This window comes from Mucilaginibacter pineti (genome assembly GCF_900101875.1).
Lineage (GTDB): Bacteria > Bacteroidota > Bacteroidia > Sphingobacteriales > Sphingobacteriaceae > Mucilaginibacter > Mucilaginibacter pineti.
The window spans coordinates 600639-624804 of the sequence record NZ_FNAI01000002.1; the positions used below are offsets into that span (position 1 = coordinate 600639).

The 24166-nt window shown below is 39.2% G+C and carries 22 protein-coding genes; all 22 read right to left on the reverse strand.

The features are described 5' to 3' along the window. Positions 1-9: 9 nt before the first annotated feature. The 22 genes from BLS59_RS06750 to BLS59_RS06855 all read right to left on the reverse strand — a co-directional run bounded on the left by BLS59_RS06750 (position 10) and on the right by BLS59_RS06855 (position 24161). On the reverse strand, positions 10-516 hold the full coding sequence (locus BLS59_RS06750; RefSeq protein WP_091146574.1) for a GNAT family N-acetyltransferase: 507 nt from the start codon (positions 514-516) through the stop codon (positions 10-12). Next, positions 513-1487, reverse strand: coding sequence for a hypothetical protein (locus BLS59_RS06755; RefSeq protein ID WP_091146577.1), 975 nt, complete (start codon positions 1485-1487; stop codon positions 513-515). The genes BLS59_RS06750 and BLS59_RS06755 overlap by 4 nt, the downstream gene beginning before the upstream one ends. A 30-nt stretch (positions 1488-1517) precedes the next feature. Next, complete coding sequence (locus tag BLS59_RS06760) at positions 1518-2321, reverse strand: phytanoyl-CoA dioxygenase family protein (RefSeq protein ID WP_091146579.1); 804 nt, start codon at positions 2319-2321, stop codon at positions 1518-1520. Between the two features lie 16 nt (positions 2322-2337). Then, positions 2338-3396: a glycosyltransferase family 4 protein gene (locus tag BLS59_RS06765; protein ID WP_240315164.1), complete on the reverse strand. Its 1059-nt coding sequence runs from the start codon at positions 3394-3396 to the stop codon at positions 2338-2340. A gap of 243 nt (positions 3397-3639) precedes the next feature. Beyond that, positions 3640-4725, reverse strand: coding sequence for an NAD-dependent epimerase (locus BLS59_RS06770; protein ID WP_091146586.1), 1086 nt, complete (start codon positions 4723-4725; stop codon positions 3640-3642). 140 nt (positions 4726-4865) lie between these two features. After that, positions 4866-5297: a hypothetical protein gene (locus tag BLS59_RS06775; protein ID WP_091146590.1), complete on the reverse strand. Its 432-nt coding sequence runs from the start codon at positions 5295-5297 to the stop codon at positions 4866-4868. Between the two features lie 54 nt (positions 5298-5351). Continuing rightward, positions 5352-6422, reverse strand: a complete 1071-nt coding sequence (locus BLS59_RS06780) for a glycosyltransferase (protein WP_091146594.1) — start codon at positions 6420-6422, stop codon at positions 5352-5354. Then, positions 6422-7339 carry a glucosamine inositolphosphorylceramide transferase family protein gene (locus BLS59_RS06785; RefSeq protein WP_091146598.1) on the reverse strand — a complete coding sequence of 306 codons (918 nt, stop codon included), beginning with the start codon at positions 7337-7339 and terminating at the stop codon, positions 6422-6424. The genes BLS59_RS06780 and BLS59_RS06785 overlap by 1 nt, the downstream gene beginning before the upstream one ends. Next, positions 7336-8067, reverse strand: a complete 732-nt coding sequence (locus BLS59_RS06790; protein WP_143014055.1) for a hypothetical protein — start codon at positions 8065-8067, stop codon at positions 7336-7338. The genes BLS59_RS06785 and BLS59_RS06790 overlap by 4 nt, the downstream gene beginning before the upstream one ends. A gap of 14 nt (positions 8068-8081) precedes the next feature. Beyond that, entirely contained in the window at positions 8082-9923 is a 1842-nt protein-coding gene (asnB, locus tag BLS59_RS06795) for an asparagine synthase (glutamine-hydrolyzing) (RefSeq protein WP_091146604.1), read from the reverse strand. A gap of 30 nt (positions 9924-9953) precedes the next feature. Then, on the reverse strand, positions 9954-11018 hold the full coding sequence (locus BLS59_RS06800; RefSeq protein WP_091146608.1) for a glycosyltransferase: 1065 nt from the start codon (positions 11016-11018) through the stop codon (positions 9954-9956). Positions 11019-11055: 37 nt separating this feature from the next. After that, complete coding sequence (locus BLS59_RS06805) at positions 11056-12201, reverse strand: O-antigen ligase family protein (protein WP_162842569.1); 1146 nt, start codon at positions 12199-12201, stop codon at positions 11056-11058. A 90-nt stretch (positions 12202-12291) separates the two neighbouring features. Further along, entirely contained in the window at positions 12292-12885 is a 594-nt protein-coding gene (locus BLS59_RS06810; RefSeq protein WP_091146614.1) for a sugar transferase, read from the reverse strand. A 5-nt stretch (positions 12886-12890) separates the two neighbouring features. Beyond that, complete coding sequence (locus BLS59_RS06815; protein WP_091146617.1) at positions 12891-14141, reverse strand: DegT/DnrJ/EryC1/StrS family aminotransferase; 1251 nt, start codon at positions 14139-14141, stop codon at positions 12891-12893. A 23-nt stretch (positions 14142-14164) separates the two neighbouring features. Continuing rightward, positions 14165-14926 carry a DUF2334 domain-containing protein gene (locus BLS59_RS06820; RefSeq protein ID WP_091146620.1) on the reverse strand — a complete coding sequence of 254 codons (762 nt, stop codon included), beginning with the start codon at positions 14924-14926 and terminating at the stop codon, positions 14165-14167. An 18-nt stretch (positions 14927-14944) separates the two neighbouring features. Further along, positions 14945-16114, reverse strand: coding sequence for a glycosyltransferase (locus BLS59_RS06825; RefSeq protein WP_091146624.1), 1170 nt, complete (start codon positions 16112-16114; stop codon positions 14945-14947). A gap of 23 nt (positions 16115-16137) precedes the next feature. After that, positions 16138-16995 (reverse strand): glycosyltransferase family 2 protein, encoded by an 858-nt coding sequence (locus BLS59_RS06830; protein WP_091146627.1) that lies wholly within the window; start codon positions 16993-16995, stop codon positions 16138-16140. Next, complete coding sequence (locus BLS59_RS06835; protein ID WP_091146629.1) at positions 16992-18167, reverse strand: DegT/DnrJ/EryC1/StrS family aminotransferase; 1176 nt, start codon at positions 18165-18167, stop codon at positions 16992-16994. The genes BLS59_RS06830 and BLS59_RS06835 overlap by 4 nt, the downstream gene beginning before the upstream one ends. Next, positions 18164-19603, reverse strand: coding sequence for a lipopolysaccharide biosynthesis protein (locus BLS59_RS06840; protein WP_091146633.1), 1440 nt, complete (start codon positions 19601-19603; stop codon positions 18164-18166). The genes BLS59_RS06835 and BLS59_RS06840 overlap by 4 nt, the downstream gene beginning before the upstream one ends. Before the next feature lie 5 nt (positions 19604-19608). Further along, a complete protein-coding gene (locus BLS59_RS06845) occupies positions 19609-20907 on the reverse strand; it encodes a nucleotide sugar dehydrogenase (protein WP_091146636.1) in 1299 nt (432 codons plus the stop codon). Next, positions 20897-21460: a UpxY family transcription antiterminator gene (locus BLS59_RS06850; RefSeq protein ID WP_091146640.1), complete on the reverse strand. Its 564-nt coding sequence runs from the start codon at positions 21458-21460 to the stop codon at positions 20897-20899. Before BLS59_RS06850 ends, BLS59_RS06845 begins: the two co-directional genes overlap by 11 nt. Before the next feature lie 388 nt (positions 21461-21848). Further along, positions 21849-24161 (reverse strand): GumC family protein, encoded by a 2313-nt coding sequence (locus tag BLS59_RS06855; RefSeq protein WP_091146644.1) that lies wholly within the window; start codon positions 24159-24161, stop codon positions 21849-21851. Between the last annotated feature and the right edge of the window lie 5 nt (positions 24162-24166).

Here is a 24166-nt window from a genome sequence, read left to right on the forward strand (position 1 = left end):
CTTAAGAAATTATGACTGTTGATTTTGAAGGGAAACAAATTTGCTTTTACTGATATTCATAGTAATCAAGTCATTGTGTTTACCCGTAATTTCAAATCCGGCTTTTTCATAAATGGTTATAGCGGATATATTGGCCGGGTGTACTTTTAAATAGATTACCTCCAGTTCTTTAATTAAAAAACCATACCTGATCATTTGCACTGTGGCCTGGTAACCAATTCCCTTACCCCAGTAAAGTTTGTTGCCGATAAACAAATGCAGTTCAGCATCATGATCAGTAACATCCAGCAGTTGGATATTGCCTATATAAGTATTGAGTTCTTTAACGCAAATTGCAAATCTGAGCTGATCTGTTTTGGCTAATTTTTCTCGTAACCAGGCTGTTTCTATTTCCGAACTGATGTAATGTGTAGGTTTATAACCTGTATATGTCCATATTACCGGGTCATTGCGCCATGCGTATGATATGGAGGCATCTTCTATTACAAGGGGCCGTATGTAAACTGAAATGGTCATAAAAATAGTCTTAGCGTGTTTAACATATAAAACATGTCCTGAAGGTCATAACGCTGATCTATAGGTAATGGAACCAGACATCTGGCCAGGTAATTTTCGGTTGTGTTTTTTTTCGTCCATTTAAATACATTGGGCCAATAGGTGGCAACGTATATTTTTTTCTGAATCAAATGAACCTTTAAATGTCTGTCATTATTTAAAAAAGGATAAACCATTGGTACGGTATCATCATCGGTAGCTTCAAACTTGAGTAAGTTAAATTCGGCAAGGTGCTTATGCAGAAAATTAAAGTTTCGTTGCCGTACAAATGCACATTCATTATAATTAACGCTTGAAAGTATTTTTCTGGTTAATAAGGACATAGACCGGATCTCATTATTTTCCAAATCCCTATTGTTGTTGATGTAGTCGGAATAGCCGGCTTCTACGCCAGCGTCTACACTTTTTATGAGGTGCGAAAACCGGTGTACAGATGAATCTACGGGTAGCTTTTTAGCAAGCTGTCTTTTAATGTTCAGGTATGCCCCGTCTGAAACCCCAAAAAACTTACGGCATGAATAAAATGTATCAATCCCGGCAAGCGGTTCTGAAAAAAAAGCTTGCGAATTATCGATTATAAGGTTTTTGATTTTACTGCTAAGCTCCAATACTTTTGCTTGTTTTATACCAAAATAGTTGGTGTATAAAAAGCAGGCATCGGGTTCAATTTCAAAATCAATAATTGGGTTTAATTGGTCATCAATAGTGTAAAACTGATATTTAAGACCAAGTTTGACTATCGGCTCCAGTAAAACCTCACAAGTAAAGTAAGGTATGTAAATTTTGTTGTACCGTTTTTGAATCAGGATATATTCTAACGCATTACGCCCTGTGTTCAAATGAACCAAATCGGGATAGTACTCATTTCCTTGAGGTAGTTCCAGTTCTAAATACCCACCTATGGATTTCAAAGCGGCTTTGTTTTTTTGCATAGCTGTAAAATTTAATGTGAGAAAAAGTTGTTATCCCTGGTCGCTTTTGTACATTCTTAGATGAATGGGTTGGTAATATTCATCGAGGCTTTCAGGAATGCGTGAATTATACCCCAATACTTGCCGTTGGTTGGCGCTGAGGTTGTCAATAAAATCATAACCCAATACACGTGGGTAATCCATTTGTGGTTTAACAAAGGGGCGGGTAAATCCCATAGTTAATGCTCTGCGTGGCTTCGCGGTTGTGTTTTCGCCTGCTGCATGCCATATATTTGAATCGAACAGAATAATACTGCCTTTTGATGTTACAGCTCTGTCGGCATTTTGATAGAAATAGGATTCATCGGGCTTAATGGCCATTTTATGCGAGCCGGATAGAAAATAGGTAGCACCGTTCTCCATTGTAAAATCGTCAAGCGTTACTATCATTTGCACCAGAAATTTGGTGTCGGGCATAAAAGTACGTACATCACGGTGCATATTACTCAGGTACGGGTGTTCTTGCCGGTAATGAATTACGGCATTGATGCCGTTTAGGATATAATTGCCACCCAAAAAGTAAGTTATTTCATCGTTGCAATACATGTTTTCTATAAAAGGAAGACTAAAGTTGTCTTTTTCCAGGAGATGATGCAGTGTTCCGGCCATATTGGCACTTATGCCATTTTTTTCCTGAATTGCCCGGCGTTTAATATATCCTTCTGCCAAATCATAGTTAATGGTTGCAACAAATTCACTATCTAAAGCATTTTCAAAAATAACCCATCCATAATCCCGCATAGCAACCCGAAAGTCCTCAAAAGATCTCTCCCCATAGTTTAATCTATTTTTCATGTGTTATAGTATTGATTTAGTCATCTGTTAGGTTCATTATCTGCATCATCCGGGCATTAACCTTGTGTACATCAAATTTTTCTTGTGCCAGCGCAAGGCCATTAAGCCCGAAATTGATTATAGCCTTATTGTTATTAATAAAATATTCCATTTTGCATACAAGTTCGGCAGTGTTTTTAATGGGGATTAAAAAACCGTTGGCATTGGGCAACGTTTCAACTGTTTCCCGGCAACCAACAGAATCACAGGTAATAATGGGGCGGCCTATGGCCATGGCTTCAAGAAGGCAACGTGGAATGCCTTCGCCGTAATACGATGGCAGTACCACAACGGATGATCCTCTTATGTAAGGCCTTACGTCATCAACGGCCCCCAGGTACTTTATAACGCTTTTATGCTTTATCTCAGTAAATAAGTTGGGCGATATGGCATCAATATTGTCGTCGTAAGCACCAATAAGTTTAAAAGTTATATCAGGGTGTTTTAAAAACACAGTTTGCGCAGCTTCAAAATACTCGCGGATCCCTTTGGCATTAATTAACCGGGACACCATAATAAAACTTATATTATCAATATCGGGCGCAGTAGGAGCGTAGTGGCTCAAGTCAACCCCCGAGCCATTAACAACTGCCGTTTGATGCTGCGGAGATATTATCTTGGATTTTAGCAGCGTTTGCAGATCATCTTTATTTTGAAATATAATAGATAAGCCAGGAGTATTCCTCAAGCTAATACGGAGTAAGCTACGTGTGATTTTGCTTATTACCGATGTATTGCCCGTCACAAAGTTATAGCCCAGCCCGGAAAGCATCGGCGTTATTTTAGGCACGCCATTTAATTTTGCAACAAGCGTTCCGTATATGACCGGCTTAAGAGTATACGGAAAAAAAACATCCGGTTTTATTTGCCTTATAAGCCTATAAAGTTTAAGTGCATATTGCAAATCGGCCAAAACAGATACATTACTGCCGTTTAAATTATTCTCAAATACAATTATTTTGAGCGATGCAAGTTTTGAACGCAGTTCGCACGGTATTGGAGGTGTAAAAACATACACAGTATGTTTTTTTTGCATCAACTCAATTAAGTTAGATCTGAAGTCAATCAACGATTTGACTGAATCGCAGGCAATCAATACTTTTTTGCTTGTCATAATTATATAATAAGCAACTGGCTATAGCGCGGGGTTAATTAGGATTATCCAGGTGACTTGTATGCTCGGATAATCAAACATAGTTGTGCCGAGTGATAGTTGATTAAATTTTCGGGGATACCAACCAGTGCGATCTCTGGATGCCGGTAGGGAGTATAACAAGCATTATTGAACAAGTACTGTCCCGGCTGTTATATTTTTAATATGATAAAACTTTTTATACCAGGCTATAAAACGCTCTACCCCGGTATGTACAGAAACCTGCGGTTTATAGTTTAGCATTTCATTTAAATTGGAAACATCGGCACAGGTTTCGGCAACATCGCCATCCTGCATGGGCTTAAATGTTTTGATTGCTTTTTTGTTTACCTGAATTTCAATTTCACTAACAAAATCAAGCAGGCTTACAGGGGCACCTCTGCCAATATTAAAAACCCTGAATGGAGCCGTAGAGGTAGCTGGATCGGGTTTTTTAGCATCCCACAGATAGTTAACTTCTGCAGGCTGATCAATAACGTGTGTAATTCCGTCAACAATGTCATCTATGTAGGTGAAATCGCGCAGCATATTCCCGTTATTAAAAACCTCGATAGGTTTGCCCTCTAAAATAGCTTTTGTGAAAATGAATAAAGCCATATCCGGCCGGCCCCATGGCCCGTAAACAGTAAAAAAACGTAAACCCGTGGTGCGGAGATTAAATAAATGGCTATAGGTATGTGCCATCATTTCATTGGCTTTTTTTGAAGCTGCATATAATGAAACTGGATGGTCGGCAATATCATGTTCGCTGAAAGGCATTTTTTTGTTTAACCCATAAACGCTTGACGAACTGGCGTATACAAGGTGATTGATTTTAAAATGCCTGCAGCATTCCAGGATGTTTAAAAAACCCTTTACGTTTGAATCGATGTACACATCGGGGTTGGTAAGGCTGTAGCGTACCCCCGCCTGTGCGGCCAGGTTACACACGGCATCAAACTGGTAGGTTTGGAAGTGTTGCTCCAGGTTTTGCTTATCTGTTATATCCAGTTTTATAAAAGTATAGTTTGGATGCTTTACACTGCAAACAGGTTTGTTATAAGCCAGGTCTGATACTTTTATTCCTGCATCCAACAATCGGGCATGTTTTAATTTTACATCATAGTAATCGTTAATGTTGTCTATACCCACAACAGTGTCGCCGCGTTTTAGTAGTTTTTGGGCTAAGTGATAGCCAATAAATCCCGCAGTGCCGGTGATTAAAATTTTCATAAAAAAGTGAAATTAGGTTTAAACAGAATGCCTCAACAGAAAAGGCTGTTAATTAATTGGTTGGTAGCGCAAGCGCCTGACAGGTATGGGAAATACCTGTATGAATAGAAATAATGGCAGGAAACGGAAATTATGCGTATTTACTTCAGGGTATAGGTATATTTTCGTCCGTTTTTAAGTGGGTCGCTATTATCTGAAGTTGAAAAATACAATGTGTTGCCCCAATGGCTAAATTGTCCCAGCCCAAAACTGCGGATATCATGATGATTGGAATGGGCTGGCCCCAGTTCAACGCCATTTTCAAACAACTTAAGCTTTGAAATAGTTGGCAACGCATTTGAATCGCCTATATCAGTTAAATCGTAGCCTATTTTATAGCTAAAGCCGCTGTCACTTCTTAAACCTATCAGATTTATTGATTTAATGGATTCGTCTTGTGTGGTAACATTTGTGGTCGTTGGTACTTTTGGCGCCGGCTGATCACCTTTTTTACAGCTATTGAAAAATATACAGGTGGTTGTTAGTATTGCAAACAACGCAACGTTTCGGATGGATTTACTTGTTGTTTTCATAAAAATATTAATTAATTAAAGTTATTGCACTATCATATTTGGATTGCGGATTGGTTATTTCAGCGCACTCAATATAGATTTGATGAAAACTTCAGGGGTACGGTCTTCTATATATTGCAGAATTTGATCTTTATTATCAGCAACGGTAATAAGTGCTGTATTAATGGTAGTTGCTAACGAGTTTACGTTATCAGCTTCGGCCAGGTAAATACCGGGGATCTCGTCAATATCGCCAGCGCAGTTAGTGCTGATCACGATGGGGTTAAGGATCAGCATCTGTAATAACACATTCGGGAACCCCTCTTTTATTGATGATACAACACAGGCTTTTGCCCGCTTAAAATATGGCATTGGATTGGCAACCCAGCCTCTTAATATAACCCTTTCCGCTAATTTCAAATCACTGATAAGTTTTTCAAGGATGGTTTGTTCTGGCCCTTCACCCAATATCAAAAGTTGTAGGTTGGGGTATGTATTTTTAATTTCATTGAAGGCCATTATCAGTATTTGAAATCCTTTTTCAGGTATCAAACGTCCGGCTGCACAAATAAATTCGGTATGAGTATCCTCAGCAGGCAGCGCAATCTCCGCAGTGATTAAAATTTGTTCAATATCAACCGGATTTTTCTGAACAATTACTTTTCGCCCGTTTATATAAGGGAGGTGATGGGTAAAGTAGCGACGCATGCTGGCGGTTTGGCATACAACCAGGTTCACCCCGGGGTAACCAAGCCGGTATGCCAACTGATAGCTCCATTTTTTTAAACCGTTATACCTTGTTAAAACAGACGAGCATTCTCTTACTATAAGTTTTGATTTTAAATAACCAATTCGTTTTAAAAAGCCCAGGTAAGCATTTAAATAAGGGTGGGTACTAAAAATGATGTAGCCTGTACGATAATGGCCTAATGCTTTTATTAAGTTGCAAAAACCCCTAAGTATACTTTGTGTACTCACATAGTCAACATGCAGGCCAGCGGGTATATTTAAGCCGCCCGTGTCAACCTTTTTTAAAAACAGCAGGGCGGCATTGCTGGCATGGGCGGCCTGCAGTAATACATTTTCGGCCCCGTTTGCTTTGTTGGTAATTGAAATAAAAAGTAGTTTAGGCTGAGTACTTGGCATTAGTTAGGCTTATTGATGTTTTTGAGTTTCCTGATTACTTTTTTTAAAGGCCCCAAAGCGCTAAATACTTTGCGTTTACCGTCAACTATCAGCAAGCCATCTTCAAAGTTTATGGTGTGCAATCCTTCGTCATAAGGCGATTGCGGTAGTAACTCAAAAGCGGTGTGATATTGGAAGTCTGTTTCAGTGATGGTGGTTATTTCATTGATCATCACCGACCCTCCATAGCATTTTTTAGGATTTTGACTCGGCATATAAAGTTTTTGGCCAACGATGAACAACCTACCTGCCGACCGGCTTACATTTGAAGCCACGTTGATCGGGTTTTGTTGATGTGCCGCAAATGGCATATTGAGCTCGTCTGCATAAAATAAATACAGCAAACCATGCTGCCCAGAGATACTGGTAAACAGCCAGTATTTGTTGTTATAATGTATAATTGAACTGTCAACAAAAGCCTGTCCATCCAAAAGTATCCTGATCTTTTTAAATTTATTAGGGTTACTCATATCAATCTGGTACAGTGCAACCTGTTTAGCCGATGCGGTTTCGGGGATACAGTATAGCTGATCGCTATCAGTAAACATATAAGGATAGGAGAGGTGAATGTCGTTTTTCATGATGCCATTTACTTTTTTCTTGTTTTTAAAATGCATGTCATCGGTCATCATGATTTCTCCTTTGCCCTTCCAAAAATTAAGCTCTTCATAATAAAGGTGCAGGCGCCCATTTATATTTGCGGTAAAAGGGTCGGCTGCATAATCTGCTGTATCTTCTGATAACCAGTTGATCTTTCCGTTTAATTGCTGGGTGTGGATAAAGTTTTCAGGCGATTGTGATATATAACCTATATTCCATTTATCATAACAGAAGAGTTTATGAAAAATTAAATTTAGTGCAGAGATAAGATCTTTCATACGCGGAATATTTTTTTTAGAAGTGACAGGAATGTTAGTGAGATAGGTACATAGTCGGTTTCCTGTAGCAGGGTACCACCAAAACTATCTTTGAACTTATTGATTTTTAAAAGCTCTGTATCTTTAGTGTCATGGGCATAACCGCCCAGGTCGTATATTTTAAACCCCAGCTGCTTAAAAAAACAGATATCATCAAAATGTAGTAGGCGGTTTGCCCTGCCGGCCACAGCCTTTAACTGGGTGTCGTTTTCATTTCTGAACAACGATGCCGAATGCAAAAGCCTTACTCTTTGTAAGGCATTGTCGCGAATGTAGGCATGCATCACAATGTCCTGACCTTGGTGTACAGCTTTGGTAATGAATAAGTGGGGTTTGTATTTATAAAAATCTTTATTGAGTTTTTTGAGGCCCTTTGTGAGCGCGAATGAGTTGTAAAATTCAATAAACGGTTTAATGCCGGTGCCCATTATACTTGTTACACCATCTTTTGCTGCCCTGCGTATTTCGTAAGCGGTGTTTTTATCAAAGTTGGCTTCAATTGCAGTTACCGGTGCGCTTATATCAATTACTTTTGTAAAAAAAGCTTCTTTACGGTATCCGGCAACTGTATCGCAGCTTTTACTTTGTTTGTAGTATTTCAAAAGGCATCCCCACAAATTGGGTTTTGCCGCAAACCATACAACCGTATAAGGCACTATTCGCATAGCCCTGCTGCTAATCTGGATCATAAACTTTTTTGTATTTAAGCTACCTGGTATGTTGATACAGCTTTCAAATTTTGATTTTTTAACCATTGGCTAAACACCAGTAGTTTCCATATTTGTGATGCCCTGTTCCATTTGCCGCTCATGTGCTCGTTTATCATTGCATACGATTTTTGCACATTGATACCAGGAATATTCTGTAATTCGCTAATTGACAGGTGATCCATCACATGATCCCTCAACTCGTTTTTAAACCAATGATTGAGGGGCATACTAAAACCAGATTTTGGCCTGTCAAATAATTGCGCCGGGGCATGTTGATATAAAATGTCTTTCAGGATCTTTTTTTGTACACCAGATTTAAACTTGTAACTATCCGGGAGGGTTTGCGCAAAAGTCACTACCCGGTGGTCCATAAGTGGTGCCCTGGCTTCTAATGAAAATGCCATGGTACCACGATCAACTTTGGTATTTATATCACCATTTAAATAGGTTTTTGTATCAAAGGCCGATAGCTTTTGGAGTATGCTCATTGACTTTGACGACCAGATATCCATAAAAGGTACCTGGAGGCCAATGTTTGGGTTGTTAAGCCAGGAATATTCTAACCCGCCAAGTGTAAGGCCGTAAAGCGAACTTATTTTTGAATTACAAATGCCCAATGCTATTAACTTATGGCGGTAGTTAGGCGATATCCGGATAACATCTGCAATTTTTTTGCGTACAGCCAGTGGGCATTTAAACAGCTGGTCAACCATGTTAAACCATTTATAGCGGCTGTATCCTAAAAAACTCTCGTCACCACCATCTCCGCTTAAAACCACGGTGACATGTTTTTTGGTGTGTTTGCTTAATAGCAAGGTAGGGATAGCGCTTGGATCGGCAAATGGTTCATCATAGTATTGACCAAAATGTTCAATGAGCTCAATACCTTCTTCTTTGTTGCATGTAATAGTATGATGATCTGTTTGCAAATGCGCTGCGATTTTTTGAGCAAATACACTTTCATCAAAACCTTTTTCGTTGAATTTTATGCAAAAGGTTTTTACATTTTTATAGCTTTTGGCGGCTAATGCAGCCACAAGCGAAGAATCAATGCCACCTGAAAGGTATACACCTAAAGGCACATCGGCATGCAGCCGTATATCTACCGCGTTGCTAATTAATCGGGTTAAATCTGTTTGGGCCTCTGCGTATGATCCTTTATATAGTTCGATGCGGCCTAAATCCAGATCCCAATATTTTTTTGAAGTAAAATTGCCGGTATTACAATCGAAACGAAATGAATGCCCGGCTTCGAGTTTTTTGATCTCGTTCCATGCTGTTTTTGGTTCGGGAACATATCCCCAAATAAAATACTCGTTAATGGCCAGTTCATCAATAGTTACATCCCTGCCTATACATATTTGTGATGGCTGACTGGCAAACTCAAAATCATAGCCACTGTGAGCATAATAAAACGGTTTTTTGCCAAGTCTGTCGCGTGCGCCAAAAAATTGCCGGGTTTGGGTATCATAAATTACAAAGGCAAACATGCCGTTGAAATGGTTAACACAATTATCGCGGTATTCCATAAAGGCAGCCGCTATTACTTCGGTGTCCGAATCGGTTGTAAACCGGTAACCCATTGCTACAAGTTTTATTCTTAATGACCTGTAGTTATAAATTTCGCCGTTGAATACTATTTTAAGATGATGGTAATTAAAAGGCTGGTTAGACCGATGATCTAAATCAACAATAGCCAGGCGGTTATGACCTAAAATAACCGGACCGGTACGCTCAAAGCCCGAATAGTCGGGCCCTCTGAAATTTGTCCTTGCCAGTTTTTGAAATATGATCTCATCTTCATATTTCACTGTTGATCCATATATTCCGCACATATATAAAAAGGCTATAGGTGAATTGTTTGTTTATTTTGAAAGCAGGATTTCGTATGCCCGGCCTATTTTATTGAGCCCAAAGCGTTCAATTATATCTGCCTTAATATTGCGATGCTGCCAAGTTTGATTGCACGCACGGATAATTTGTTTACGTAGGTTGCAAAGGTCATTTTGTTCGGCTATAAAGCCGTTAAAACCTTCCTTTATAAGTTCATTAACCCCTCCAACCCGAAAAGTAACAACCGGCACCCCAACAGATAGCGATTCAAGTATTACATTGGGGAAGCCTTCGGTAAAGGAGCTTAAAACCAGTACGTTATGTTTGGATATTACTTCGGTTACATTATTAATCTCGCCGATAAATGTTATCCGGTTTTTAATACCTGTAGTATCTGCTTCGGCTTTAAGCTTGTTCATTAGTGGCCCATCGCCGGCAATGGTTAAAACATAGTTTTGCGGCAAGGCCTTCATTACTTCCAGCAGGCGGAATAATCCTTTCTCTTTTATTAACCGGCTAACTGCTATTAACCTTTTTAAGCCGGAAATTTGATATTGAGGCCTTAAAACTTCTGTTGTAATAACCGGGTTATGGATCACTATCAGCTTACCAAGATCGATGTTATAAAGTTTGGCGATAGCTTGCCGCATCTCTTCTGACTGGCAAACAATTGAATTAAACCTCACAAATAAAAACCTGGAAAAGTAGTTGTAAAAACGAGCTTTCAACCCATAAAACTCCTTCATTTGTTGAGGGTTGTTAGATCCCCGAGCTATAAGGTGAGGTATTTTAACAAAAATGGACACAAGCGCTACCAGGATATTGATGTGATCGGTTGTTGAAAAAACGGCATATGGTTTTTCGTCCCGAATTAAATTGCGTAGTTTAAAAAATGACCGTGAGGCTTTTATGGTATTAAGGTTTACAAATTTAATACCCGCTATTTTTGTTGAGAAATGACATTCGTTTCCGTTTAAGAGGACAACCGTAACCTCATAGTCCGCGTTATTAAAATATTGGGACAGCAACCAGTAAACCCGTTCGGAGCCACCGGCGCCAAGCGAACTGATAATCAGGAAGATTTTCTTTGTAATCATAAACTAAAAATTGCGTGCAGATTTCAGATGTTGTCAACTAAGCCATTGATAATTGGTCTTGTGGCTGATTTTCAATTAGTTTATCATGGTGTAACACGGCAAAATAAAGGAATATGGTGGGGCCATCAACACTCATTAACCACCCGTTGTGTGATAGGGCATTCAACGATATGGCTAAGAAAGAAAAAAATAACGCCACGTAAATTGCTATGCCTTTGTATTGTACGTTTTTGATGGTTTGCCAAAACAGGCGAATGGGTTTGTAATATATGCCCGCAAGTAAACCCAAACCTACAAATGGGCCAAGCAGGGTAATAAACATCAGATACGAATTATGCGATGACAGACCAAAGGTAAACAGCGGGTTTCTGTAGGTTACTTCATCCCATGTTTTGCCGTAAAATATGAGTCCAAAGGGATAGTCGGCATAAATTTTCAGGTTTTCGGCAGCCATGTTTGCCCTGTTATAATCATTGGCCTCTTTAGCCTGGTTTTTAGATAAGATGTTGTTTTTGGTATCCAGGTTGTCTTTTATCACATAGTTGTACAGTCCAAAACATATAATTACCGTAGCTGCAACCAGCAAAATTGCTTTATAACGGTAATAGATAAATAGAAACAGGGTTACGGCAGTGCCAAAACTTATCAATGCCGATCTGTTCATGCCAAGATATATACAGATAATGCATGCTGATAAAACGATGATCCTGATTATTAGATATTGCTTGCAGGTACAGGCTGCAATAAATATAAAGGTAGTAACTGCAGCAACTTGATATCCAAAAGTAAATTGGGCAACAGCTACGCCCGATGGGCTTTGCTTTACCTGTTCTCCAAGCAATGTACTCCTTATGGGGTCAATTGTAGCCTGAAGGTTGTGATCCAATACCATGATTAACATGGAGAATATCAACAGGGAGAAAAACAGGAATACTGATGTATAATAGCGCAGTTTACTTGAACCAATGAAATAATTGAAATATAAAGAACAAACTATAATAGTAATTAATGTAGCAAAAAAGCCCCGGTAATCATCCAGGCCAACTACCTGGTATAAAAACACACCAATTATGAAAATTACCAGTTCATTGTAGTAGCTAAAACGCAAAATTGGTTTCTGCACAAAAAACAACAATAACAGGCAAAAAATTATGGGTGCAGGAATTCTTAAAGTATCTGTCATGAAGATGCAAAAAGCAAGCGTGTACAGATAGAATAACATTACACCAAAGCAAAGGCACTTTTTAAGCAACATAGCTACGTTTTACAGGTACTACTGAAAAATTCTTTTCAATGTGAATAATATTATTTTAACATCCATCAAAAGGTTATGGTTGTCAATGTATTCAAGATTTTTGTTGATTTTGGATGGCACGATGCTCTTGATGTACATATCCTCGGGATTGTCGCTGCCCGCCAATAGCTCGTTTTCGTCAAAGTATTTGATAGAAGCCCAATCTGTTACGCCAGGTTTTACGGTTAGCACCCTCAATTGGGCAGGAGTGTACATGTTTACATATTTTCTTACTTCGGGCCGGGGGCCAACAAGGCTCATGTCGCCTTTTAGTACGTTTAGCAATTGAGGTAGTTCATCAAGCTTGTATTTTCTGAGCCAATATCCAACCCTTGTTATCCGGTAATCTTTATTGCCTATTGTTAGTAAGCCCGCATTGTCTGAGTTTATATACATGGTTCTGAATTTGAAGAGTTTAAATTCGTTACCATGTTTCCCTACCCGTATTTGTTTATAAAATACGCCCCCGCTTGAATTAAGTTTAACAGCTATAGCTATTAACAGAAATACGGGCAGTGACATTATGAGGGCAATCAGCGCCAGGGCAATATCAAAAAGTCGTTTAACGGCCATGGTATTTATAATTCAATTTCTTCAAGCTCCTTAAAGTTATCCAGCTGCAGTACCTTGTTAACTGAGTTTATTACGGTTTTGATTATGAAAATCAACTCTCCATCGGTAAGCTGCGGGTAAATGGGAAGCGATATTTCGTTTGCATAAAGTGCATAAGCCGATGGATATTTGCCGATTTCATAACCCAGATCTTTGAAAAGTGTTAACATGGGCAGGGGAGTAAAGTGTACATTAACAGTTATCTCGCTGCTCATAATGCTGTCTATGATCTGGTCGCGCTGGGCTTCAGATATTCCTTTGATCCGCAGGGCAAATAAATGGTATGATGATTCCCGGTTATCCCGTTTCAGGGCCGGTTCTATAAACCAATCCATTTCTTTAAAAATTTCGCAATAAATGGATGCTATGCGTTTGCGCAGCGGGAGCAGTTTTGCATGGTATGTTTTAAGCTGCCCGATACCTATTGCCGCACATATATCAGGCATATTTATCTTGAGCCCCATAAACAGTATATCATATTTCCAGCCACCTCCATTGCTTTTGGTAAAGGCATCTTTGCTTTGGCCGTTAAGGGTATATAATTTTAAGTACCGGTATTCGTTATTGGCGTCGAAAGCCGGGGGGAGATTTATACAAATACAACCACCTTCGGCGGTTGTGATGTTTTTTACCGCATGAAAGGAAAAAATGGAAACATCACTATATTTTGATGCCGGTAATTCATCTATCGTTGCCCCGATAGAGTGGGCCGCATCGGCAATTAACAGAATCCGGTTTAAAGCCTTTTGTTTCGCAGTTTCAGCAATAAATAACTTTTTAATTTCCGGGGTGTTAATGATGGCCTTTAACTCCTTGTAATTACAGGGCCAGCCGGCTATATCAACCGCAATAATGGCTTTGGTTTTAGGAGTTATAGCTTTAAGTACGGCTGTTGTTGAAATACAACAATCGTCATCAACGTCAACCATTACCGGCGTAGCTCCGCAATGCAGTACGCTTAAAGCGGTAGCACAATAGGTATAGGCCGGAATGATAACCTCATCGCCTTCTTTTATGCCAAACCATTTTAACATCAGTATAGCGCCAGACGTCCAGGAGTTTACACAAACAGCGGCGTCTGAAGCCGTAAGTTGCTTCATTTGATGTTCAAGTATTGCCACTTTTGGCCCCGTGGTTATCCAGCCAGAGTTAAGCGTGTCCATAACCTCATCTATAACAAGCTGATCAATGTAAGGTGGTGCGAAAGAGATTTTCATTTCAGGCCGGGATAATGTAAATTTCAAACAGGGATTTTTTCCATGAACGCGATTGTTTTTTGAGCATAATCGCGCGCTAATCTTTTATAAATAGAATACTTTTCTGTAATGGCATCTACCCAGGTATAGTCAGAAAACTTAATATTGCTTAGTGTTATAAAAAGGTGATGGTTTTTCTCGATAAAAATTTCAAGTTCTTCAAATGCTTTAGCAGAGCAGCTTTCAGGATGGTAATTGAATGTCCAGGTATGTTTTGTTTTTTGTTCAACTTCTGAAAGCTGCACAGGGATCCAGTTGAAGCCAAACCGCATATAAGGTGATCTCAATAATCCGTCGCTAATTATCTTAATGTTGGTATATTCATTTAAAGCTAACAGCGTATTACGATCAAAAGTGTGGGCCGGTGCAATAAAAACAGCCGGGTTTATATCTTCCCGTCTGAAGATTTCAGCTGCATTTTTTATTTTTTCTTTTTGGGTTTGAATAGGAACCCCGGCAAATTCTGATCGTTTGTTCATTTTCAACAAACCCGAGTTTCTGTTTATATAATAATGATCAAACCCGTGCATTCCTATAATGTAGTTTTTGTTTTGCAGCTTACGCACCAATTGCCAGTAATAAGGATTAAAAGAACCACAGGCCTCAAGCTTAGGATCCTTATTGGCGGGTATAACAGCAATTATTGGTTTTATGTCAAACCTATCGAACAGATAGAAAAAGCGTTCCCATTTCCAAAGGTTATTTGTGGGGCACAAATCATCCAGACGAATTAAATATTGTAACATATTAATAAGTTGAAAAGTTCACAAAGCTGGTTGGTTGTTGGCAAATTGAGTTGCAAACCTCGATGTAGCAGCATGTTTTTTGATGAGTGTTTCCCATTCTCCGAGTATCTTGTCTGGATGGTTGGTTTGCAAAATTGAACGGGCATTATTTCCAATTTCATTTTTCAAAGCCGGTTTATTGACCAAATGCAACATGGCAAGGGTTAAACCGCTAATGGGTTCGTTGTTTACCAATATGCCGTTTTCTCTGTCGTTAATGATCTCTGCCGGTCCAAAATCGCAGTTTAAGGCTATAGATGGACAGCCAAAGCTCATGGCCTCAACCAAAGCATTGGGATATCCCTCGTTGCGCGATGGTAATACAAACATCTCTGCCTGGCTGTAATAGTCCTGAAGATTATTCTTGCTGCCGGGCATCAGCACTTTTTCTCTTAATCCAAGATTAAATACCTGACAAACCAGGTTTGCACGCTCTTCGCCATCACCAATTATAATAAGATCAATGTCATTGAACCCTGCTTTGGCGTAAGCTTCAATAAGCATGTCAAAACCTTTTACGTAAGCCAAACGGCCAACCCCTAAAATAAATCTCCGGTCATGTACCCGCTGATTTGATAGGGGTTGAAAAACGGTAACGGCATTTGTGATTCGTTGAATATTGTTGAGCTTTTTAAATGTTTTATTTCTAAGCAGGCAATCTTCCACTCCCTTTGCGCTAACAACCACGGCTGCTGATCTTTTGTATAGTTTAGCCGCCAATTGCCTGTGCAAATAATTAAACCGGATAACGCTCCTCTCTGGCGATGTGCGTTCAGAAACAATATAGGGCACGTGCGTTAATGAACATGTTATGCCTGCCCATATATTTGCCGATGTGATAAATGATAAAGTACATACCGGTTTTTCTGTTCGTAACAGCTTTATTAGTTTATAAAAAGTTTCGGCAATATGATAGGCCCTATGTGTGAACCTGCTTTTTTGCCGGTCTGTTAAACAAATTACTTTAACATTATTTTCGATCACGTAAGCTGGAGGATCGTTGTTTAACGAAATAATTACCGACTGAAAATCTTTTTTGCTAAAGTAGTTGGCCAGTGATATAATAACCCTTTCGGCTCCGCCCCCTTTAAGGGAAGGAATAATGAAAAATAAAACAGGTTTTAAAATGGGGGCGGGTTGTATTTTCATTGCTGTTATTAATTCCTGGGTGCTTAAAGCAGGTATTTTAATGTATTGTAGGCTTTACGAAACCGTTTGTTTTGTAATTCAAATACGAGGTAGCGTTTGATGTAAAGCAGCAGTAGCTTTTTTTTACCGATGGCCGGGTAAGTAAAGTTTTTGATGATTAAATTGAAATCACTTATAACCCTTTCCATTCGCACTTTAGCATTGATCATGCTCCAAATACCGCCTTCATGATTGCGGTAACAACTCATTACTTCGGGTATTACATAAATTTTACCGCCGGTATGCTGGGTGGCCGATAGCTTAAACATTTTGTCGCCGGCAAAACAATCAAAAAACCAGGGAGTAAAAAACAGCCGGTGAGTTTCTGAAATGTTGCGGTAAAGTACAGTTGCTGTTTTTGTTTCTTCCTGCTTGCCGGCCAGTAGGTCAACATAAGTGTGTACCAGGGGCGTTGGATTGGGATGAACATATAGCGTTTTATTAGTGGAGTTTATTAGCTTGTGATAGTGACAACAAATAATAAAATCGGGGTTGTTTTCTAAAAATGTTACCTGCTTTTGTAATTTATGTTCATCTATCCAGTAATCATCCCCTTCGCAAAGTGCTATGTATTTGCCACTGCACTGGGTAATACAGTTAATAAGGTTTTTATGGGTACCTAAATTGGTAGGAGAGGCTATAAGCTTTATTCTGCCCGGGTACGTATCTGAATATAGCTTAATGACTGCTTGTGTTTTATCTGTTGAGCAATCATCACCTATGATGATCTCATAGTTGAAGTTTGCCTCCTGCATCAAAAAGCTCTGGATAGCTTCGGCAATAAAGTTTTCATGATTGTAAGTAATACAACATATACTTACCATTACCTGCTCATTATTCATACTGTTCCATTTAAACTCGCAGTTGTTATGTTTATCTCCGATTCAATTTTATCGGTAACAAGTTTGCCAAAATGTTTCGGCTTGAAATCATTGTCGAAATTTTGTGCACGAAGTAGTAACCGGCAAATAAGATCAAGATCTGAAAGCGAAAGCGTATGATACAAAGGCAGGCAGATCACTCTTGAAGCTATGGAATCGCAAACAGGCATTGGCTGGTGTTTTACATATGGCAATGATGATAGCGAAGGGTAAAAATATCGCCTGCAATATATCTGGGCTAATTCAAGCTTTGCTTTGCTTTGGTGCATCAAGGCTTCAGTTTTAAAAATTACAGGGAAATATGCATAATTATAGTTCTCATCATTTTCAAGTTTTTGAAACTGCACATCAAGGTTACCCAAGCGTATCATATATTGCTCATATAAATACTTTCTCTTTTTAAGTATGTCATCAACATGGCGCAGGTTGCATAATCCCATTGCTGCATGAAATTCGCTGTTTTTTGCGTTGATGCCCTGTTCGGAGAAGGTATCAACTCCAGAGTATCCAAAATTGCGCATCAGCGCCATAGTTCTCAAAAGGTCAGGATCCTGGGTAAACACAGCACCACCTTCAATAGTATGATATAACTTAGTTGAGTGAAAACTGGTTACGCTGATATCACCGTATTCAAACACCGACCGGTTTTGGTAAAATGTGCCAAAGCAATGTGCAGCATCATAAATAACCCTGAGTTTGTACTTATCGGCAATAGTTTGTATAGCTTCAATATCACAAGGGTTACCAAATACGTGCGTGGCCAATATTGCCGAGGTTAGCGGTGTAATTGCAGCTTCGATTTTAGCGGCATCGATGTTCAGCGTTTCGGGATCAATATCTACAAATACCGGTTCGCAGCCCTGCCATACGATGCTGCTTGTAGTAGCAACAAATGAAAAAGGTGTTGTGATGATCTCTCCGCTTAAATTAAGTGCTTTAATAGCCAGCTGTAATGCTGTAGTTCCGTTTGAAACAAAAAGCATATGGCTAATACCCAGGTATTGTTTTAATTTTAACTCAAGTGTATTTACAAGCGGACCATTATTTGTCAGCCATTGTCTTTCCCAGATAGTTTTAACATACGCCCTGAATTCTTTTTCGGCAGGGAGAAAGGGTTTGGTTACAGGTATCATCTTTTTAGAATTAAGTGGTTAAAATCTTTAATAGCAGAAATATTTATTAACAGGCTGGCACCATAATAAACCGGAATGAATATTATGAATAGTATGCTGATTTGCATAGTTGGAATGAAAAAATCATTAATTAGCAGCCTGTCAAGAAAATAGCAGCAAAGCCCGATGCCGGCGGCCAGTGATACAGTGGGCAAAATATCTTTTATCTGCTCCGTTACAGGGTAAGCAATTAATCGCCCGCTGTAAATAGAGTTAATATAGTAGGCAATTATGTTAAAAAACAATTGAAAATATAAGAGTCCGTAGATACCGAAAGGGATAAAAAGCAGGATCCCTATCACGCTTAAAACCTTTTTAATCGCCTCTAATTTTAAAAACAACGCGCTTTTTCCCATTACTTTTAAAACATTGAGGTTATATGAATGAAGCGGATACATAATGCCGCTTATGCATAGCAATTGAAAAAACGGAACAGCTGGCAGCCATTTATCAGTTAATATGATGTGGAATAATGGCCTGGCAATTACGCTCAGGAATATCAGTACGGGTGCATTCCAAAATATAACTTGCTGCATAAGCCGTTTATACACGTTTTTTAATTGTACCGGATCATGTGAAATCTCTGCAAACATTGGATACGTAACCTTATTTATTGCTGCCGATATGTTGCTGATAGGCAATTGACTAATAGAATCGGCACGGCTGTAGTAACCGAGCTGTGCAACCGAAAAGTATTTGCCAATTATGATGAGGTATATATTTTGGTAAATGGTATCAATTAAACCCGATATAGTCATTTTGTAACCAAAGTAAATATGCTTTTTAAAGCACGCCTTATCAAATACGAGTGCCGGCATCCAGTTTGAGCTTATCCAGTGCATGGCTGTTGATAAAAAAGATGTGCATAAGCCCATCCAAACCAGGCTCCATACGCCGTAACCTAATTTTGCAAGCACAATGCCCAATATTCCGCCTCCAATAGCCGCCGGGAGTTGAATATTGGTTTGTTTTTTAAACTTCATTTCTTTAATCAATAAAGTGCTTTGCACCCCAAAAAATGCGTTTATAATTAAAATAATACCGTAAACGCGTACTATAGCTGTTAACAATGGTTGGTTATAAAAAGCCGAGATTAACGGGGCTGATAAAAACAGTAATAGGTATAAAATAGAGCTGCCAATAATATTAAAATAAAATACGGTTGAATAGTCGCGCTGATCGGCATCGGTTGTACGGATCAATGACGCGGTAAGGCCGCTATCCAACAAACTATTCCCCACCGAAATGAAAATTGATAACATAGCTATGAGCCCAAATTGTGATGGCTCCAGTATGCGTGCCAGGAATATGGATATGCCAATGCTTATCAGTTTTGAGCTTAATTGCTGCCACAGCGACCATAATATGCCAGATACGGCTCTTTGTTTATAACTCATTATTTTTAAAGCCGGGCGTTAACAACATTGTCTGGAAAAAGGGCCTTCAAATCATAAAGTACGGCGTGGGGCTTGCACAGCGCTTTTACATTCATGTCTTTAAATTCATTGTGGGCAACGGCAAGTAAAACGCCATCATAGGTCCTGGTTTTAGATTCACCATTTTCACAAATTATACCGTAGGTGCGCTTAGCTTGTGCCGCATTGGCCCAGGGATCATGAATGTGTACTTTTACTTTATATTCTTCCAGTCGTCGTACAATATCTATTACGCGGGTGTTTCTAACATCAGGGCAGTTTTCTTTAAAAGTGAAACCAAGTATCAGTACTTCGCTTTCAATTAAAGAGGTGCCGCGGCAAATCATCTGTTTAATAAACTGATCTGCCACATAAGCTCCCATCGAGTCATTTATGCGCCTGCCAGCCAAAATTATCTCAGGATGATAACCCACCTCCTGGGCCTTTTGGGCAAGATAGTAGGGATCTACCCCGATGCAATGCCCGCCAACAAGACCTGGTCTGAAGTTTAAGAAATTCCATTTTGTACCGGCGGCTTCCAGTACTTTGTGTGTATCAATGCCCAGTTTATTAAAAATCATTGCCAGTTCATTCACAAATGCAATGTTTATATCGCGCTGCGCATTCTCTATAACTTTTGCTGCTTCGGCAACTTTTATGGAATGAGCTTTGAATGTGCCCGCGGTAATGATAGAACTATAAAGCTTATCTATAGTTTCGGCTGTTTCGGGGGTTGAGCCTGATGTGATTTTACGGATCTTTGAAACGGTATGCAATTTATCTCCAGGATTGATCCGCTCCGGCGAATAGCCCACAAAAAAATCAATATTATATTTAAGCTGCGATACCTTTTCCAAAATAGGCGCGCATTCATCTTCAGTTACCCCAGGGTAAACGGTTGATTCGTAAATTACGATATCCTTCTTTTTCAGAACTTTACCCAAAAGTTTGCTGGCGTTAAGTAATGGAGAAAGATCTGGCCGGTTGTTTTTATCAACAGGGGTAGGCACTGTTACAATGTATATAGAGCACTGCCTTAATTTTTCTGTTTCGTTGGTAACATACAAGCCGGTTTGTGTTGTACAAACAGGGGTGAGTACTGCATTCAGCTGTTCCGTTTCAATCTCCAATGTATGGTCAACCCCCAATTTGAGCTGATTAATGCGATCTACATTGATATCAAAACCTATAACCTTGTATTTTTTTGCAAATTCAACTGCCAGGGGCAGCCCAACATAACCAAGACCTATGATGCCTATTTTAGGTTGAAATTTTTCAATTTTCATGATTTTCGCTGATATTATTAATTGATAAGTTTTGGATTGCAACACGCGTTACTAACGCACAATTGATGGTATCGAAAACCATTAAAATGTTTTTACCCTGTATTTGCAGTACTTTGCCCATTTGGTTTACAAGTGGGCCTTCCTTTATTTTAACTGTATCGCCAATGTTGATATTACACATGCTTACAATTTCAATATCCCTGTAATTAATAAGGTAAGTTCTTATTTCCTCTATTACATTATCTCTTACTACGGCGGGTTTCCCCATGTAATAAACAAAACCAAGTACACCCAGTATATACAGTGCTCTTGATTGCTCGTAAACATCAACATGTACAAATACATAGGAACTAAACAGGGGCACACTGATTTCTTTTTTTCTGTCTGACCATTGATTAACTACCTCTCTGACAGGGCAATATGATTCAATGTCATGTTGCTTTAAAAGTCTGTCTACCTTTTTTTCCCATCGGGGCTTTGTGTATAAAACAAGCCATTTTTTTTCACGATAGTTTGCCATGCGAACTGCTGATGCGCTTAATTGGGTTTCCATAAAATGAATAAAGTTGAGTCGGGGGGGATTGCTGAAGGCTTAGTATAGCTTCGCCAATTCACTCACATAATGTAGAGATGCCTTTTTTTAAGGATTGTTTTTGACAAAATTATTAACCCGGTTTAACCCGGTAATTGGTTTATAACAAGGGCAACTTGTGTAGCTTGTGGCTCCGCCACTCCACTCACATGGCCCGCAATAAATAAAAAGATAGAACAAAATATTAGCCCGGTTTAACCCGGTAATTGGTTTATAACAGCAGCAACTTGTATTGCTTGTGGCTCCGCCATTCCACTCACATGGCCTGCCGGTAAAAAATAATACAGCTGAACTAAGAGCTTATAACAAATAATTATTTAACCTAAGGTTACGGCAAAAAACGAGGCTATCAACTACCATAAGCTGATGCATATCCATAGCTTCCATAGGCATAAGCCGGCCGGTTTTCTTTTTTTGCATCGTTAAACACCACCATAACGTTATTTAATTTATCATTATCGTAAATATCCTTTAGTATACTTAGCTGCTCTGTATTGGTATAATTATACCTCACCATATAAATACTCAACTCGGCATATTTGGCCAGGCTAAAAGCATCTGCAACGGCTCCAACCGGCGATGTATCAAGTACTATGTAGTCAAACTGGGTTTTGCACCAGTTAAAAAGCAAATCAAGCCGTTTATCAGATAGCAGCTCGGCCGGATTTATGGCCTTGGTGCCGCTTCCCATCACAAACAGGTTCCCCGATTCGCCATAAGGCTGGACACAATCAGCCGGAGAATTAGTGTTGCCCGTTAAAAAGTCATTAATACCCAGGGTTTGCTCCATGTTGATAGATTTAAGCAAATCGGGTTTACGCAGATCAAACTCCATGATCAGTACTTGTTTTTTGAGCATGGAAAGCGTTAAGCCCAGGTTGATACTGAAAAAGGTTTTGCCTTCGCCTTTCATTGATGACGTAACCAACATGGTTTTGTGCTGAATTCCCTGGTTTAGAAATCCTATATTACTACGGATATACCTGAACAATTCTGAAATGTTGGTGTTGCTTCCATTGGATATTACTACCGGGCTTTGATTTTCATAGTTATGGCACAATTCGCCTAATATTTTTACTCCCTTTATGTTCAATAAGCTTGACTGATCCTTAATTTTCAGGCTCAGTTTCCTTTTTAAGAAGATGAATAGTCCGGGGATAAACAAACCGGCTATAATGCCAAACAAATACATAAGCTGTTGCTTGGGGAATTCAGCTACCGGGTTAGCCGCTGGCTTATCAATTAGCTGCGACGACGGAATTGTTGCCGACAGCGATAAAGCGGTTTCTTCTCTTTTTTGCAACAGGTACTGGTATAAATTAGTTTTTACCCCCTGTTCCCGGCTTCGTTGTAAAAGTCCGCGCTCAAGTGACGGAACAGAACGGATGCGTGAGTCATATTGAGCGGAGTTTTGCTTAAGCAATTTATGACCGATAGAAAACCCATTTTTGATATTGTTCAGGTTTTCCCTGATATTTAATCGCAGATTGGCTATTTGGTTGCTCAGCTCCTGAACCAGCGGGTTGGCCAGGTTTGCGCTGCTAAGCATGCGGTTTCTTTCCAGCTGAAGGTCATTGAAACGGCTAACCAGGGTATTTAATACCGGATCTTTCAATCCCATAGTGCTTGGTACTGCATTATATTGGTTAGCCGAGTTACTTAAATAAGTTTCGATGGATTTTACAATGCCCAATTGAATATTTGACTCTTCAAGTAACTGATCATACTCGGCCGATTTTGTTAAATTTACCTGTGTACTGGCTCCAATCTCCACGGCTCCCCTTTGTTGCTTAAAGGTTTCTATATCACCTTCAGTGTATGATAAATCCTGCTCCAAAGCATGCAGCCTTTTATCAATAAACAATATGGTATTTACCGCGGTAACATTCTTTTTAACAACATTTTCTGCGTTGTAAGTAGATATGATATTGTTAAGAATGTCTATCCCTCTTTCCGGTACAGCGTCAACAAGGCTTAGGGTTAAGGTGTTTGATTCTTTAACAACAGGATTTACCTGTAATAAACCAGCGCTGTAAGCTGCTGCCAGCCTGGTGAGGCTTTTAAACTGAATTAATGTAGGCTGCTCATAGCTTGCGCTGGCCGGGCCTTTTGCTACCTTAAATGAGTAATCGCTATGGTTAATCATTTGGTTATAGTAATATATCCATGTTTGGTTTCCGTCTATAAGCAAAAATTTATTTTGCGTATAGGCCTGGATGTACAATTTTTTTAGATATGCGCTATTGCCGATTCTTTTTATGGTAACAATAAAAGGCCGCTCGGCATTATAAAGTTCTTTTGTTTTATAACCGCTTTCATCAAAGTATGCGGTTTCCATGTTGAGTTTTTTAAATACGCTATAAATGAGATCTTTTGATCGTAGCACTTCAATTTCGTTGTCTACTGTTTTTGTTTCCTGGAACATATTCAGATCACTGAATGCGGTAGCTTTTAAAATACCATTGCCGTTTTTATCGTCGGGTATAAGGAGGGTACTGGTTACCTTATACAATGGGGTAACATAGTTTAAATAAGCCCAAACTGTAGTTAAACAGATAACCATACTTACTAAAAATAAATACCAGCCGCTTACATAGGGCATAATAGTTGCCCTAAGCTGATTACTTGGTAATGGTTCTTTTAAAATGAAGTTGGTATCCATATGGC